Genomic DNA, 16,600 nt, shown 5'->3' with positions numbered 1-16,600 from the left:
ATGGTGCGTTATTCGATACCCCGGAAGACGAAATCGGCATAGCGGTACCCCTCGCGGTCGTACAGACCGCGCAGGGTTCCGAGCCGGCGCACGAAATCGTCGTAGTCGCGCCTTTCCGTCGCCCACGCCACCTCCGACATGGCCGCCAGCCGCGGCAGCAGCATGTACTCGGCATGGTCCATCGTGGCGATGTACTCGGTCCACAGGTTGGCCTGTACGCCGAGGATGTTGCGGCTTTGCGACTCGTCGAGCTGGTCGAAGGGATCGTAGCCGTAGAGTTTGCGGATCGGGACGTTGCGGCCGATCGAGAGCGGCTCGCCGTTCTTCTCCGGGTCGGAGGTCTGGTAATAGTCGAGGTAGAAGTAGAACCGCGGGGACATGATTACCCGGTTGCCGAGCTTCGCGGCCTTGATGCCGCCCTCCGTGCCGCGCCATGACATGACGATCGTCGAGGGCGTTACGCCGCCTTCGAGCAGTTCGTCCCAGCCGATCATTTCGCGGCCGTGGGCGTGGAGCCACTTCTCGATGCGGCACACGAAGTAGCTCTGGAGGGCGTTCTCGTCCTTCAGCCCCTCCCGGCGAATGCGGCGCTGGCAGTCGGGACACGCTTTCCACCGCACCTTGGGGCATTCGTCGCCGCCGACGTGGATGTATTTCGACGGGAAAAGTTCGAGCACCTCCGAAAGCACGTTTTCGAGGAATTCGAAGGTCGTTTCACGGCCTGCGCAGAGCACGTCGCTGCTGTAATACCACGTCGTGCGCACCTCGTAGGGCCCTTTCGTGCACCCCAGCCACGGATACGACGCGAGGGCCGCCATCGAATGTCCGGGAAGCTCGATCTCGGGAATGACGTCGATGCAGCGTTCGGCGGCATAGGCCACCACTTCGCGGATCTCATCCTGCGTGTAATAGCCGCCGTGGGGTTTTCCGTCATACTCGTTCGAGGTTTTGTAATGGCCGATCAGCGTCTCCCGGCGCTGCGACCCGATACGCGTCAGTTCGGGATAGCGTTTGATCTCGATGCGCCATCCCTGATCGTTCGTCAGGTGCCAGTGGAAGGTGTTGAGCTTGTGGAGCGCCATGATGTCGATGAACCGTTTGACATCCTCCACGGGGTAGAAATAGCGCGCCACGTCGAACATCGCGCCGCGATAGCCGAAAGAGGGCCTGTCGCGGATCTCCACGACGGGAACCCGGTCGCCGTCGACGATCTGACGCAGGGTCTGCACGCCGTAAAGCACCGCCCGGGGCGAGCCTCCGCAGATCGATACGCCTTTCGTCGTTGCGTTCAGGGTATATTCTTCGCCGGCGAGCGTGCCGTCCAGTTGCAGGTCGATGCCTTTGTGTACGGGTTTGTCCGTAACGACGGGCTTTCGCACGCCCTCTTCGGTCAGGTAGCCGGCGCACAGTCCGGCGACGGATTGCAGCGAAGGGTCGTCGTAACCGATTTTGCAGTTGCGGCCGAGACGGAATGTGCCGTTGCCCTGTTCCGCCGACAAGGGCCGGGGAATGACGTTGATTTCGGGTTGCGGGACCTCGGCGCACGCGACGGAGAGGAGCAGTGCGGCGAGGGTCAGTATTTTATGCATAAGTTCGGGATTCTGGCGTCAGCGGCCGGAACAGGTTGCTCCTGTCCCGGCCGGCTGCGCGTTATTTCTTGTTGTAACGGATGGCGAAATAATTCATGCACGACGGCGAGTCGATCGGCTGCGCGGCGTACTCGTCGAGGCTTCCGCCGAGGTTCCGGGCCGCCTGCAGCCGGATGTAGACGTTCTTCTTGCCGAGCATTTCGAGCGGCAGCTTCACATCGACGGGTTTCCAGCCCGCATACTGCCAGTAGCGTGTGGCGGGGGACCAGCGCGCCATGTCGGGCACGGTGTAGGAGGCGATGTAGGTCCAGTCGCCGTCGGCGTTCATGTCGCCCGTCTCGGACCATGCCACGTCGAAATAGCGCGGCGAACCGTATTTGCCGCTGTCGTAACGGTCGTTCAGGACACTCACCTGCATCGACAGTACGTCGGTCGAGATCCCTTCGGTCGAGAAATTCACGATCCACGCGTGGCCGCGGTCGTTGGCCTTGTCCCACCAGTACCAGTCGACCCATGCCGGGCCTTCGGCGTTGTTCTTGCGGGGCACCTTGCCCTTGCCGCCGCCCGACGTATCGCCCGAGGTGTTGTTGTTCACGTCGGCGAAATCGCGCCACCAGTCGGTCCCGTCCTCGAGGATGATGCCCATGCCGTTGACGTTGCCGATGTTGGACCCGAAGATGAACGAGGATTTGTTGCCCACGGGGCCGAGGTAGCTGAAATCCTCGTTGGCGAGAATCTTGATGGCGCCGGTGCCGTCCTTGTAGCTGTGCGTCAGGTAGCCGTTCGTGCCGTAGGTGGGGTAGACCTTGTTGTTGTCGTACTGCAGGAAGCGGTATTCGGTCAGCAGCGCCGAAAAACTCTCCTCGAAATCGTCGGCCAGTCCGTCGAAATCCGATTTCGAAACGTGGCGCAACTGGTAGCGGCCGATATACCCGTACGATTCGTCGTCGCCGCTCGCGTTGTCCTCCCACTCGAAGCGCGGGAACAGCTCGTGGACGACGATGCCCGAGAGTTTGCCCGAACCGTAGGGCAGGCGGCTGCCGTCGCGGCGGTAGAGACACGTCGTGTTGGTGTAGAGGTAGATGTGCTCGCCCTCGATGTCGCGCACGAGCGACGCGCATTTTTCCGTGCGGTTGGCGCCCGTGGCGTTGGCGTAACCCTCGTTGATCGGGGTCAGCGGGCCTTTGCGGATCGGCAGTTCGCAGTCGGTGAGCGTGACGTAGGTGTAGATGTCGTCATCGGTCAACTGGCTGATGCGCTTCTCCTTGTGCGGAATGTCCGCCGCCGAGCCCAGCTCCGAGCTGATGATCATGGCCGACTTCACGCCTTTGAGGGCGAAACGGCCGGGATCGGTGTCGTGTACGAGCCGCACGCCCTTGAGCGAGAGCTGGATGCGGCTGTAACGCATGAAGATGTTGTCGTCGGCCGTTTCGGTCTCGATCAGGAAACCCATGCTGCCGTCGATGCTCTCGACGTAGGCGGTCTTCTTGCACATCTCGTAGTTGATCGTCGATTCGGTGGTCATGGGGTTGGCCCCCATGTTGCCGCCCGCGGCGTCGCTGACCACCCATGCCGAGATGTAATAGTCGTTTTCGATGGTCACGACCTGTCCGGGACCGCACAGGGCGCGGATCTCGGCGAACGTCTTCTCCGTTCCGAAATCGTCGCGGGCGTTGGCCTGTACGATATAGAGTTTGGTGGCGGTGACCTTGTCCCAGCCGTTGGTGAACGAGAGGGTTATCTCCGCCGAGCGCATGTTCTCCTGATCGGGATTGGCCTGCGTGGCGAAGAGCAGTTTGCCCGCCGCATCGTCGATGCGCACGTCGGAAATCCAGCCGGACGCGTTCTCGTCGGGATAGACTACCTTCGTCGTGAGGCGTTCCGAGCCGATGTTGGTGTCGAGCGGGACCGAAACGGACCCTTCGGCGGCGCTGCCCTTCACCGAGATGTTCGGCGCCGGGAACACCAGCCGCTCCTCGATCAGCCCCTCCTGACGGATGTAGACCGTGTCGCGGCGGCGGCCGCTGTCGTCCTGCAGCAGCAGGCGCGCCACGCGGGCGAAGGAGTCGTTGGCTCCGTAGGTGACGCTGAAGGCGCCGTCGCCCGGAATCCGTCCGGTGTGGGCCTCGGCCCAAGGAGTCGCTTCGAGGAACGAGACGTTGCAGCCGCGGTTGCTGTAAACTTCGACCTCGACCGTGCCGCTCTGTGCCGGCACGATGTATTCGCCTTTCACGGCACCGAGTTCGATGACGGGCACTTCGTCCGGATCATCGGTGCAGGCGGCTGCACAACCTGCGAGGGCCGTCAGCAGTAACAGTTTCCAACTGTTTATCGTTTTCATGGTAGCTTTGTTTTAAACGGGTTTGTCAATCCAGCAGGCGGACCTCGATGTCGTCGACGAAAAAGAGGGTCTTCGTCGTATTCGTATTCTGCTGTTTCATGAAATTGAATGCACTGATCTTGGTAAATCCGCTGACGACCAACCGCACTTCGGACCAGCCGGAGCTTCCGATCTTGGAAATCGGAATGTAGGCGAACTGCTTGTTGGTGACGGAGACCGATTCGCCGTTGATGTAAATCTCTTCGCAGATTTCCCCGTTGTTCTTGCCGGTCGGTCCGTCGCCCAGCCAGCAGCCGAGGTTGTCGGTTTGATCGGCGCCGGCTGCGCAACTGACACGGAATGTGATCTGCGCTTTATGTGCGGCGCCGTCGGTAATGTTTTTCATTGTCGGAGAATGGATTTTGCCGCGGCCCAACGTAGGTGAACTGATGCGCAGGCAACCTTGAAATTCCGAACACCGGTACAGAAAGGTCCAGTCATAGAGATTCCGGTTGCGCAGATATTCGGCCGTAACATTACCGCCTGATGCACTTGGCGCCGCATTCCAGACATTGGTGTAATCCGCCGTGCCTGCCGCGTTTTCCATCACATAGAAGGGGGCCTCCTCGACGCCCGTCGCCGATTTGTCCGCGGTCGTTCCGGCCAGGCTGCCGCTGCTCTGCTGCGATTCGGTCTGCGTGGGCGAATAGCCCTTCGTGTTGCCCACATAGTTGCCGCCCCACACGCAGGCGTCGAAATACTCGGCGAAGATCAGGTCGGCGTCGGGGGCGTATGTGATGGCCGGGGTCTCGGTTACGACGTTCCGTTTGATCGTGCGCGGCGTCGGCGAATCGACGGTCATCGCCCGGTGCGAACGGTCGGTGATGCGGATTTTCAGCCCCGAGGCATACTCGCGGACGGGTAGCACGATGTAGAAATCGGTGCCGTTTTCGCTCAGTGCGACGCCTTCGCCCGCACCGCCGCAGTTCATCACCAGATGGTAGGAGCGGGCCGAACTCGCCGTGCCCGGCACGAGGATTTTGCTACCCCCGTCGTCCGTCCCGAGCGTGGCGTAACCCGAGATCGGGGCGCCCGAACGGTCCTCGACGAGGATCGAATTGATCGTCGCCGAACCTTTCAGCGTCAGTTTCAGCACGCCGCACATGTTGTGCAGCCGGATGTTCACATAGCCCTTCTCTTCGTCGATGCCCGTCGCCTCGCCGTACATCGGCATCGCATTGCGGCCGAACGTGCCGGGACCGGCATGGAACTGCGCCAGCGGCAGTTTGAAGTTGGGCGACTCCTTCGTCTGCTGGAGGAAATTGCAAACCGAGGGGAATACCGCCTCGTAACGGTCGGCCTCGGGGACCTCGGGCACGGCCGCCGTTCCGTCGTCGAGCAGGAAGACCTCGTAGGCCACGCCGTTGATGTCGATCATGTCGCCCGGCTGGAACTTCACCCGCAGGTCGCCGTCCAGTTCGGCGCGCGTACCGGCGCCGGTGTCGAGGCGCAGCGAAACGTATTTCACCGGATCGGGTCCGGGCAGTCCGGCAGCCTCTTCGGGAGTCTCGGAACACCCCGCGAGCAGCAGGCCGCAGGCGATCAATAGGTTCTGTATCTTTTTCATTTTCACGTCTGTTTTATCGGTTACCACTCGTTGTCGTCCTTCTCGTGCTCCATCTGGTCGCCTTCCACGCCGCCGATGTCACACTTCTCCTGCGTCAGGGTCACATAGTCGGTGGTTATACCCCCCCCCTTGCCGTTGTCGTAATGCAGGGCGAAGCGCGCCGAACGCGGCGCGGCGGGATTGGCCGGGACCTTCACGCTCAGCAGACCCGTTTCGCGGTCGATCCGGTAATTCGTCAGCCACCCTTCGGCCCCCGTCAGGTAGTCGCACACGAGCGTTATTTCGCCGTAAACCGCCGGGATGTTGCACTCGAAAGCCTGTTCGAACGTCTCGCCGTAGGCCGCCGCCGCGTGGGTCTCTTCGGCGGGCGTCATCGTCAGGCGCAGCGCTTCGGCGCTTTGCGTGACGGTGGCGCGGGGTTCGTAACGCGTGTCGTTGCCGTCGGTGACCCCAAGGGGTATCGTGGCGAAGCGCATCGCCCCGGTCGCGTTGTCCGCCACCGTGAAACGCAGCGATTGATCGTCGAGCGTTACGTCGCCGATCCATCCCTCGCCGCTCTCCTCACCGTAGGAAATCTCGTGCTGTACGCGCTCCAGATCGGGGCCGAGGTTGCTGGAGAGAACCATCTCCACGGGGCATCCGTCGGCTAGCAGCGCGACGCTTCCGGGTGTGACGGTCAGCGTCGGGTCGGTGATTCCCGCGGCTTGGGACATCACCACCTCGCAGGTGCGGTCCCCGGACTGGATGCGGATCGTCGCCTTGCGCGACAGACCGCCGTTGGTATCGTATTCGAAGAGGAAATCGCCGTTCTCGCGGCCCGACTTCCGGTCGATCCGCGCCCATGCGTCCCCGGACTCCGAATCCACGGAGAGCGACCAGTTTCCGGTCGAGTAGACCATCACGCGGGTCATGCCCTCCGTCGCCGGCAATGCGACCAGATTCTGGTCCACGGCCAGCCGTATCGTCGGTTCGAACGGCTCGTTGCAGCCGCCCAGCGCTCCGCAGAGCGCCGCCAGCCATGCAATGCCTTTATAGCTGAATCTCATAATGTTCCGTTTTTTAGGTTAAAGTCCGTATTTCTCATACTCCTTGTTGTCGAGCGCATAGCCCGAATAGACCACCTGCGTGTCGGGAATCGGGTAGTACTCGTGGCAGGGCAGAATGGCGTTGCGCACGGTCTCGTAATCGGCCGATTCGAGGGTCTTGGTGTACCAGATGCCCCACCGCACGAGGTCGAACTTGCGCTGGAACTCGCCGATCAGTTCGCGGGCGCGCTCGTTCTGAATCTCCTCGAGCGTGCGTTCCCAGCTCTTGAAGACCGAGAACTCGGCGATGCCCGCGCGGTTCTTCACCTGATTGAGATACAGTTTGGTCTGTTCCAGATTCTCCTTCATGCACCAGCACTCGGCCATCATCAGCACGGCGTCGGCGTAACGGAACACCTTGTAGTTGTTCGAATCGTAGCTGTCGCGCATGCCGGGGCACCAGAACTTCGGGCCGAGCCACGGACGCGTCCCGACGCTCTTGAACTCCTGCCCGCCGTACTCCCATGCGAGGTTCATCTCCACGCGGCGGTCGCCGCCCGTGCGGGTCTGCAGGCCGGCGCTGAAAACCAGATTGGGCCGCAGGCCGGGCCACACGTTGGCGTCGTCGCCCAGTTCCTCGATCTTCACGCCGTCGAAAACATCGGACCCCGACTCGGCGGTGGTCTGGTTGGGCATGCAGATACAGGCGTAGTTCGAGGTGTAGATCAGCCCGCCGGAAGTGTAGGAGTGCTGGATCTCGAGGATCGACTCGGGGGTGTTCTTCATGCGGAACGGAACGTCCGAAAGCGGGTACTGGTCGAGCGAGCCGTAGATCTTCTCCAGTTCCGCGAGCGCTTCGAGCGCCGTGTCCCACTGCTTGTTCCACATCGCCATCTTGGCGGCGAGCATCCAGCCGACGGCAGCTCCCATGCGGTTGTCGGCGATCTCCGACGAACGCACCTGATCCAAGTCGGGGACGACCTTCATCAGCTCTTCGATCAGGTAGTTGCGCGTTTCGACGGCCGACATGCGCGGCAGGCGGGCCGTCTGGTTGAGCAGCTCCTCGGTGTTGACGTCGACCGTGTAGAACGGCACGTCGCCGAAGACCGACGTGAGCAGGTAGTAGTACATCGCCCGCAGGATCACGCCCTCGGCCAGCAGCTTGCTGCGGTCGTCCTCGCTCACCGTGGCGTTGCGGATGCCCTCGATGGCGGCGTTGCAGTACATCACGGCCTTGTAGCCCTGTGTCCACACCGTGGCCCCGTAGCCGGGCAGCGCGGGCGAGATTTCGAGGCGCGAGTCGTAGACCGTCGGCGAATTGTGAAACAGCAGGTCGGTGACGCCTTCGGTCATCACGCCGAAGTTGAAGTTGTAGATCGTCTTGAGCGGAATGTAGCAACTGTTCAGGCCGGCTATGCACTCCGACTTGTTGCGGTAGAAATTGCTCCGGTTGACGAAGAATTCGGGCGATTCCTGAAGCGAGCAGGCACTTGCGAGTGCTGCCGCGACCGTCAGCAAAACTATTTTCATCGATTTCATAATCGTAGTCGTTTTTGGTTAGTAGCGGATTTGAACGCTGAAGATCACCGTGCGCGCCCGCGGATAGGCGCCCATGTCGACGCGCCGCAGGGTCGAACTCTCGCTCGACGTCGAAACGTCGGGATCGAAGCCGTTGTATTTCGACCACAGGTAGAGGTTCTCGCCGCTGACGCTCAGCGTGATGTCGCGCAGCCATTTCACCCGCTTGCGCAGGTCGAACGTGTAGCCCACCGAGACGTTTTTCAGACGCAGGTACGACGCGTCGTGCACCTGCAGGTCGCTCGGGACGTGCACTTGAACGGCGCCTGCACGCGGCAGGTCGGAATCGGGATTGCGCACCGGATGCCACGAATTGGCCATGTAGCGGTACTGGTTCGAGGAGTAGGTTCCGGCCATGTAAAGCTCCGAGTAGTTGTAGATCTTGCCGCCGAGCGAATAGGCGAAGTAGACGCCGACTTTCAGTTGCCCGATGTTGAACGTGTTTTGCAGGCCGCCGTAGATCGTGGGGTCGGCGTTGCCCAGATAGACCAAGTCTTTCTGGTCCAGCGAACCGTCGTTGTTGGTGTCGATGTAGCGCGGCAGGCCGGGGCTGAGCGAGGTCGTGGCCGAAACGTAGGTGTTGGTCACCTTGTTGCGCTCGATCTCCTCCTGATTGTGCCACACGCCGCCGTACTTGAAACCCCAGAGGGCGTTGAGCGGGCGGCCCTTGACATAGCCGTACATCATGTACTGGCTGTTGCCGGGGCTGTTCATGGCGCTGACGAAATCCTCTGAACCGATGTCCTCGACCATCTGTTTGTTGTGCGAGAGCGTGAGCGACGTGGACCACGAGAATTTGGGCTTGACGATGTTGCGCGTCTCGACGGTCAGCTCCACGCCCTTGTTCGACGTGCGGCCGATGTTTTCGAAATGGCTCGTGTAGCCCGACTGCGCGGCCTTCTGAACCGAAAGCAGCAGGTCGCGGGTCTTCGAAATGTAGGCCTCGAAGGTGATGTTCAGGCGCTTCTTGAACAGCGAGGCGTCGATGGCGGCGTTGTAGAGGTCGGTGGTCTCCCACGTCAGGTTGTCGCTCGCCACGCGCACCGGGTAGAACGCCGTCGACTGCGAGCCGCCCAGCAGGTAGCCGCCCGAGGTCGAGGTGTAGGCTTCGATCGAACGGTAGGGCTTGATGGCGTCGTTACCCGTGCGGCCGGCGCTCACGCGCAGCGACAGCTCCTCGATCCAGCGCACGCGGCGCATGAAATATTCGTTCGAGATGTTCCACTTGACGGCCGCCGAGGGGAAGAAGCCCCACTTGTGGTTGGCGGCGAAGTTCGACGAACCGTCGTAACGGCCGGTCAGCGTCAGGTAGTAGCGTTTCTTGTAGTTGTAGTTCACGCGGGCCAGCACCGACATCTTCGTGATGTAGTTGGTGTAGGAGGTGCTCGTGTAGTTCTCCTTGTCGTAGATGCCGTTCATGTTGTTCCACTTGTTGTCGTCGACGATCAGCCCCTTGGCGTTGAGGTCGAAGCCGTTGAGCCGCGATTTCGAACCCGTGAAACCGCCCATCACGTCGAAATAGTGTCCCGTCTTGGCGGTGTAGGCATAGGTCACCGTGTTTTCGGTCGAGAGCGTGCGCGTGTCGTATTCGGCGCGGTAGCCCTCGCCGCCCTCGCCTTCGTTCTTGACGGGGAGCGTGCTCGGGTAGAAGCGGTAGTCGTGGCGCTGGTAGAGGTAGTAGGTGAACTTGCTGCTGATCTTCAGCCCCTCGATGGGTTTGATGTCCACATACAGCGTGTTGGTCGAGGCGAAGCGCTCCAGCGTGTTCTCGTTCAGGTTGATCGTGTAGCGCGGGTTGTTAATCGTCTGGCCCGAGCCGTAGAAGGGGTTGTAGGTGTCCTCGGGACCCAGCACGGGAGCCAGATAGGTCGCGGCGTTCCACACCGACGAGCCGCCGATGTTGGCTTTGTTGTTGGCCTCGTCGCGGTAGGAGAGCGACGAGTTGACGCCTGCCGTGAACCATTTGGCGAAGTCGTGCGACACGTTGACGCGGGCCGTCGTGCGCTGGAACCCGCTGTCGTCGACGATGCCCTGAATGTCGCTGTAACCCAGCGATACGAAATAGCTGCTCGTCTTCGAACGGCCCGACACCGAGAGGTTGTAGTTCTGGTAAGGAGCCGTGCGGGTGATCTCGTCGATCCAGTTGGTGCCCTTGCCCAGCGAATAGGGGTCGTTGTAGGTGTAGTCCTGAACCGGGCGGTTGCCCATCTGCCAGTTGAAATAGGTCACGTCGTTGCGGTAGAGGGCGAACTCCGTGGCGTTCATCACGTCGAGGTTGCGGGGCAGTTGCGAGAAGCCCATGTCGGCCTTGAGCGTGATCCACGGTTTGCTCACCGTGGGATTGCCCTTTCGCGTGGTGACGATGATGACGCCGTTCGATCCGCGTGCGCCGTAGATGGCCGTCGACGAGGCGTCTTTCAACACCGAGATCGACTCGATGTCCGCCGAATTGATGTCGCTCAGGTCCTGCACGGCGTCGATGATGCCGTCGACGACGATCAGCGGTTCGTTCGAAGCGGTGATCGAACGCGTTCCGCGGATGCGGATCGAGGTCGAGGCGGTCGGGTCGCCCGACGTGGACATGATGTCGGCGCCGGCCACGCGGCCCTGCAAAGCCTGATCGACCGAGACGACCGGAATGTCCTTGATGTCGCCCATCTTGACGTTGGTCACCGAACCCGTGAGGTCGGTTTTCTTCACCTCGCTGTAACCGATCACGACCACCTCGTCGATGTCCTTGTTGTCGGCGACCAGCGAAATGTCGACCTGCGAGCGGTTGCCGACCCGGATCTTCTGGGGTACATAGCCCAGATAGGAGAAGTCGAGGACCGACTCGGCGGACGGCACGGAGAGGGTGTAGGCGCCTTTGGCGTCGGTCGTGGTTCCCCGGGCGGAACCCGAGATGACGACGGTCACGCCGGCCAGCGGGGCGCCGTTGTCGCTGTCGGTCACGATGCCCTTCACGACGCCCGTTTCGCGGGGCGCGGGTTTCAGTGCGACGTCGACCTGCGTCCGTCCCTCGGTCGGGACTTTCCGGGCGAGATAGCCTTCGCGGGAGAATTCGAGTACGGCCGCGGCGGAGGGGACCCGGATGGCATAGGCGCCCTTCGCGTCGGTCGTGGTTGACGTTGCCGAGCCGGAGAGCGCGACGCTCACGCCGGCCAGCGGCCTGCCGCTGTCGCCGTCGGTAACGGTTCCCCTGACCTCGGCGGCCGGCTGGGCTGCGAGGGTGGAGAGGGTAACCGATACCAGTACGATCAGCGCACCGATCATTTTGTAGAATTTTCTCATATCAGGTAGTGTTTAGGGATGCTTGGTTTAGCGTTCGATCCGTGTGACCACGCGGAAATCGCGGTTGCGGATGTGGTCCGTGCCGACGATCTCGATTTCGGCGCCGGGGTCCTTCGGGGTGTAGAGGTAGAGACGCACGGGTTTCTGTTTGAGCCATGTGTAACGTTCGTAGGGGACGATGCCCTCCTCGACCAGCGAACGGGCCAGCGGGTCGTAACGCTGTACGAGCTGTCCGCGTCCGTAGGTCTGTTCGCCGTTCTCGCGGCAGACGAAGGTCCAGTTGGGGGCCACGCCCCAGAAGAAGACCAGCACCGAGGGTGCGCCGCCCGCGGGGTCGAGCGCCGAGGCGCTGGCGACGCCCGTGTTCGAGGTGACGCCCTTGTTGTAAACCCGGAACTGCTGTTTGCTGTTGCCGTTGGCCCAGTCGACGAGCGAGCGGCTTTCGAGGCGGTCGCCCCGGAAGACATACTCGGTGAAGGCTGCGGGATAGCCGTTGCAGCAGATGCCCTGACGGTACCACCAGTTGCCGGTGATGGCCGGATGGACGTATTCGACCATCCGGTCGTTGACGCGCGTCGTGCCCTCGGTGTGCCAGTCGCCCGTCATGATGGTCACGTCGTAGTCCTGCAGCAGCACGAACAGTTCGTCCTTGTTTTTGAGGTTGTACCAGATGTCGTCCCATGCGCCGTTGTTGGCTACGAGGGGCACATGGCAGGCCACGACGAGCTGCCGGATCTCCGGATCGAGCGCCCGGAGGTCCTTGTAGAGCCATGCGAGCTGCTCCGGAGCGATGATCTTGTCGTACTTGTTGCGTCCGTGGTAGAGCATGTCGTCGAGCACGACATAGTGGACCTTGCCGATGTTGAACGAGTAGTAGGTCGGTCCGAAATACTTGCGGTATTCGGCTTCGGCCTCGTAGTCGTTTTCGTATTTGTGGCAGTGGTCGTGGTTGCCGATGACGTGGTACATCAGGAAGGGGGTGTCCTTGGCCAGACGCAGGTATTCGGCCATGCCCGTTTTGTTGCGGAACCAGTATTCCGAGTGGGTCATGTCGCCCAGATTGAGCCCGTAGACCGGTGTGCGCCGCATCAGGCTGTCGGCGTACTCCACCAGCCGGGGCATGAAGTCGTCGCGGAACTGGATCGAGTCGACCGGGGCGATGACGTTGCCGCTTCCGGGCGGGATGTCGATCACGCGGCCCGAGACGTGTTCGTCGGCCACCACGAGCAGGGTGTAATCGTCGTTGGCGGCGCGTGTGAGGTGGAAGTCGAACTGCTGCACCTCCTTTTTGCCCGCCGTCTTGTCGAGGGCGTGGAAGAATTTGGGCAGGAAGCCGGAGTAGACCTCCGGGTCGTAGCCGCGCGGCGTGGAGATCATCACGAACTCCGACCGCGAGAGCTTGGTCTTGAGCCAGTAGCGGCCTTCGGCGTCGGTCTTCACGACGTTGAAACCGTCGGAGACGACGACCCCTTCGACGCCTCGCCCTTCACACGCGACATAGCCTTTGACCGTGGCCCCCGGTTTGTCGGGGAGAGGCGGCAGTTCGGCGCTCCGGACCGGCGCCGCAAGACATACGGCGACGGCCGCGAAGAGCAGGAATTTTCTGTTTTTCATCATGGTAAAAAATGGTAAAAGCGGTATGGATTCGGGTTATTCGATCTTCGTGTCGATGACGTGCAGCAGCGATCCTTTCTGGTTGGTTACCGTGATGCGGATGTTTGCCGCGGGGTCCGCAGGGACATATTGCAGCCAGTGGTCGGCCGTGCGGACCGTCGCGCACCACGAATATTTCTGCCATCCGATCAGTCCCTGATTGCAGAAATCGCGGTGGATGGGGTCGTAGCGCGCAACGCGGGTCAGCCGGCCCGATGTCTGCGCGCCGTTCTCGTAGCAGGTGAAGGTCCAGTCAGGGCGCATCTCCCAGAGATTGAGCAGAATCGCGGGCGAACCGCCGGCGGGGTCCGACGCCGTTCCGGGGGCGGCGGTCCCGGTGTTGGTCGTGACGCCCTTGTTGTAGACGCGGTAGCGTTCCGCGGCGTACTCGTCGCCGAAGGGCACGATGCGGTAGCTCATGGAGGTTCCGTTGACGGTGCAGGCCGAGAAAGCCGCCGGGGTTCCGTCGTTGCAGAGGAGTTTGTACCACCATGTGCCGCACGCGGCCGGGAGGATGTATTCGGCGGCCTTGTCGCCGATGCGGACCGAGTGGGCGTGGTGCCAGTGCCCGCTCATCACCGTAAGGTTGTAATCGGCAAAGAGCGCATAGAAATCGTCGAAATTTTCAAGAGCCTTTTTATAGGAGCCGTCCGTTTGCAGCCCGTTGACGGTCGGGACGTGCATCGCCACGACCACGTCGCGCACCGCGGGGTCCGTCGCCGCGAGGTCCTTGCGGAGCCACTCCATCTGACGGTCGTCGATGCGCGTGGAGTAGGCGTTCGAACCCTTGTAAACCATGTCGTCGAGCACGATGTAGTGGATGCGGCCCAGATTGAACGAATAGTAGGTGGGACCCAGCGCCGCCTTATATTGCGCGTCGGCCGTGTCGTCGGCCACCTTGTGGCAGTAGTCGTGGTTGCCGATGACGTGAAAAACCGGGAAATCGACTCCCTTCATCGCCTCGATGTATTGCGGGAAAGAGTAGTTTTTCGAATACCAGTATTCCGAGTGGGTCATGTCGCCGAGATTCAGCCCGTAGACGCGGTAACCTTCGGTGGCCGAGGCCGCATAGGAGGCGAGCGCCGGGATGAAACGGTCGCGGCACTGCGTGGCGTCGAGTTCGGCGACGATTGTTCCGCTGTCGTTCGGATAACCCGGTTTGCGTCCCGAGATGTGCATGTCGGCCATGACCAGCAGCAGGTGGCGGGTATTGTCCACGGCGGTCAGGTCGAAGTCGAAGCGCTGCACGTCGGTCGCGGCGGGGTCGATGGGCGCGTAGAATGCCGGAAGGATGCCGTCGCGGGCCGTTTCGTAGCCCGAAGGTATGGAGATGCGCACGAAGTCGGCCGTGGCGAGGTCGCTCGTAAAGGAGTAATAGCCCGCAGCGTCGGTTTTCACGACGTTCACGCCGTCGGAAACGACGACTCCGGCGATGCCATGGCCGTCGCAGCGGACATATCCGCAGACATCCCCGGCTCCGGAGGGCGGGGGAGTCGGACCCTCGGAAGACGATTCGGACGAACAGCCCGCGAGGAGCGTCAATGCAAGCGCTGCCGATGAAAAGCAATTCAGTATTCGGTTCATTTGGGGTTGGGTTTGTGTGTTGCCGCCGGGCAACGGGGTTAGTCGGTATGGCAAATGTACCTACTAAATGAATACTCCCGCAGGCGGGTGGGGAAAATCAAACTCGTCGAAAATGCAGGCTGTTAATTGTCAGTGGATTGTGCGTAAATCGGGTTTGTTTTATCAAACTGTGTAACCGGGTTGTAACGCCCGAAAAGTCCTCCGGGGCGTGATTTTGATGCCGAATTTTATTATCTTGCCTCATCGAAACACGCCATTTGCCATGAACCGAAGCCTCTGCTGCCTGTTGCTTACCGCTGCCGCATTCCTTGCGACCGGCTGCCGGGACGATCTCGACCGCGAGATCGACGCGACGATCCGCGAACTGAACGATGTCATACACAACGAAGCGGTCTATGTGGAACGCCGCCACCGTATGATCCGGAAATACCGCAACATTGCGGACACCACCCGCAGTATGCGGACCCGGACATGGGCTTATACTACCTTGGCGGGGCATTACAGCCATTTCCAACTCGACTCGTCGGCCTACTACTGCATGCAGGCCCGTGCGCTGGCCGAGGAGCTGGGGGACAAACTGTTGATAAACAACGCCAAGGTGCGCACGGCTATCGTCCTGATCGGGAACGTCGAACTGGCGGAGGCCAACCGCATCCTGCGGAGCGTCGACACGACGGACAGCCGGCAGGTGGACTTGACGCTCTACTACCGCACGCGGGCTACGGTATTCCGCGAGTCGAAACGCTTCAGCGTTTTCCCCGAGGTGCAGAGCCGCTACGACGATTCGCTCAAATACTACCTCAGGGCCTATATCAACCGGGCCTCGGGGCCGCGCATCGCCTATCAGAAGCGGAACTTCGAGGCCGAGCTGCTGCGTCTTGAAGGACGCAATCGGGAAGCGCTGGAGATGCTGGAACGGCTTATTTACGACGACATCGACAGCCTCGATATCTTCCAGAAAGCCAATATCACCTATCAGATCGCACGCAACTATACCGATATGGGCGACGACCGGCGGGGGATGCTGTGGGCGGCCCGGGCTTCGATCTACGAACTCTCGGCCTCGACGCGCGCCCACATGTCGCTCTACCGGCTGGCGCAGATACTCTATGAAACCGGGGAGATACGGTTGGCAAACGCTTATATCAAACGCACGCTGAATGATTTGACGCTCAGTAATTATCGTTTGCGTATGGGCCAGTATGCCGAATCGCTGGACATGATCACCCGCTCGTTCGACAAGTCGATGCGCAGCAAACTGCTGCTGACGCTCTTCACGGCCCTGTCGCTTTCGGTGCTGCTGGTCGTCATTCTCTGGCAGGCGATCTATACCCTGCGGCGCAAGCGCGAGATCGAACGCCTCAAGGACAGCTACCTCGAGATCAATCGCCAACTGACCGACATCAACCATCGGCTCAACGCCACCAACAGCGCGCTGGTGAGGACCAACGACCAGCTCAACGACGCCAACAAGATCAAATCGGAGTATGTGAGCCAATATATGCAGCTTTGCAGCTCCTACATCCAGCGTCTCGACACCTACCGCATGGGGATCATCAAACTGCTCAAAACCGAGAATGCCGAGCAGACGCTCATCACGCTGCGTTCGCAGGAGCTGATCCAGACCGAACACCGCAATTTCCTGCGGCTTTTCGACGAGACTTTCCTCGGGCTGTTCCCCGATTTCATCGAACAGGTGAGCGGGCTGCTCCTCGAACCGGAGCGTTTCATGCCCAAGCGGAGCCGTCAGCTCTCGACCGAACTGCGTTATCTGGCGTTGATCCGGCTGGGCGTTTCGGACTCGGCGCAGATCGCCATGTTCCTCAACAGCACCCTCTCGACCATCTACACCTACCGGGCGCGGCTGCGCAACGCCCGGATCGACAAGACATCGGACATCGAGGAGCAGATCCAGCGTATCTGCATTTCATAG

The 16,600-nt window shown here is 61.2% G+C and carries 9 protein-coding genes; 1 reads left to right on the top strand and 8 read right to left on the bottom strand.

Going from position 1 to position 16,600, the window contains the following annotated elements; translation table 11 throughout:
* Positions 1-8 precede the first annotated feature (8 nt).
* The 8 genes from BN5935_RS14355 to BN5935_RS14320 form a co-directional block, all read right to left on the bottom strand.
* Positions 9-1,589: a beta-N-acetylhexosaminidase gene (locus tag BN5935_RS14355; RefSeq protein WP_064976702.1), complete on the bottom strand. Its 1,581-nt coding sequence runs from the start codon at positions 1,587-1,589 to the stop codon at positions 9-11.
* 61 nt (positions 1,590-1,650) lie between these two features.
* Positions 1,651-3,930: a DUF5689 domain-containing protein gene (locus BN5935_RS14350; protein WP_064976701.1), complete on the bottom strand. Its 2,280-nt coding sequence runs from the start codon at positions 3,928-3,930 to the stop codon at positions 1,651-1,653.
* A 25-nt stretch (positions 3,931-3,955) separates the two neighbouring features.
* Positions 3,956-5,536: a hypothetical protein gene (locus tag BN5935_RS14345; protein WP_235821125.1), complete on the bottom strand. Its 1,581-nt coding sequence runs from the start codon at positions 5,534-5,536 to the stop codon at positions 3,956-3,958.
* Positions 5,537-5,556: 20 nt separating this feature from the next.
* Positions 5,557-6,582: a BACON domain-containing protein gene (locus tag BN5935_RS14340; protein WP_064976699.1), complete on the bottom strand. Its 1,026-nt coding sequence runs from the start codon at positions 6,580-6,582 to the stop codon at positions 5,557-5,559.
* A gap of 18 nt (positions 6,583-6,600) precedes the next feature.
* Positions 6,601-8,100 (bottom strand): RagB/SusD family nutrient uptake outer membrane protein, encoded by a 1,500-nt coding sequence (locus BN5935_RS14335; RefSeq protein WP_064976698.1) that lies wholly within the window; start codon positions 8,098-8,100, stop codon positions 6,601-6,603.
* Positions 8,101-8,118: 18 nt separating this feature from the next.
* The gene (locus BN5935_RS14330) at positions 8,119-11,430 is read right to left on the bottom strand and encodes a SusC/RagA family TonB-linked outer membrane protein (protein ID WP_082944165.1); all 3,312 of its coding nucleotides are present in this window, start codon (positions 11,428-11,430) and stop codon (positions 8,119-8,121) included.
* Between the two features lie 27 nt (positions 11,431-11,457).
* Complete coding sequence (locus tag BN5935_RS14325) at positions 11,458-13,044, bottom strand: metallophosphoesterase N-terminal domain-containing protein (RefSeq protein WP_235821124.1); 1,587 nt, start codon at positions 13,042-13,044, stop codon at positions 11,458-11,460.
* Between the two features lie 36 nt (positions 13,045-13,080).
* The gene (locus BN5935_RS14320) at positions 13,081-14,667 is read right to left on the bottom strand and encodes a metallophosphoesterase N-terminal domain-containing protein (RefSeq protein ID WP_064976696.1); all 1,587 of its coding nucleotides are present in this window, start codon (positions 14,665-14,667) and stop codon (positions 13,081-13,083) included.
* Positions 14,668-14,929: 262 nt separating this feature from the next.
* Between BN5935_RS14320 and BN5935_RS14315 the strand changes: the two genes are divergently transcribed.
* Positions 14,930-16,600: a DUF6377 domain-containing protein gene (locus BN5935_RS14315; RefSeq protein ID WP_064976695.1), complete on the top strand. Its 1,671-nt coding sequence runs from the start codon at positions 14,930-14,932 to the stop codon at positions 16,598-16,600.

Origin of the sequence: Alistipes provencensis, assembly GCF_900083545.1 — a bacterium.
Lineage (GTDB): Bacteria > Bacteroidota > Bacteroidia > Bacteroidales > Rikenellaceae > Alistipes > Alistipes provencensis.
Note: the sequence above shows the minus strand (reverse complement) of the source record. Positions and strands in the feature narration are given on the sequence as shown.